Below are 384 nucleotides of genomic sequence, written 5' to 3'. Positions count from 1 at the left end.
TCGTGACGGAGTGCCTCGAACTGCGACGCGAGAGCCGTATCGATTTCACAGACGAGGTCGCCGGTTGCGAGACGGCGCAGGCCTGCAGCGAGCGAGCCTGTTGCCTGTATCAAGCGTTCTTCGGCTTCGGCCTCGGCGCGCCGCTGCACCTCGATACGCTCGCGCTCTGCGGAAACCCGTGCCTCTGCCGTTTGCTCTTCAAGTGCCTTATTGCGGATAGCAGCCTGCTGGAAGACTTCGACGGAGCGAGCCATTTMGCCAATTTCGTCACGGCGAGMGATACCGGCCACCTCGATCTTCAGATCGCCCTGCGCCAAGGCCGCCATCGACTGCGTGATGACGCCGATCGGCTTGGTGACGCGGAAGATGATGACGCAGATGCCG

The 384-nt window shown here is 62.6% G+C and carries 1 protein-coding gene; it reads right to left on the bottom strand.

Annotated features, from left to right (window positions below):
• Positions 1-384, bottom strand: a 384-nt coding sequence (locus AC1DNW_RS35500; protein ID WP_477855837.1) for a HAMP domain-containing protein, incomplete at both ends; no start/stop codon positions are given.

The sequence above is a fragment of the Rhizobium sp. 05L429 genome, assembly GCF_056397645.1.
Note: the sequence above shows the minus strand (reverse complement) of the source record. Positions and strands in the feature narration are given on the sequence as shown.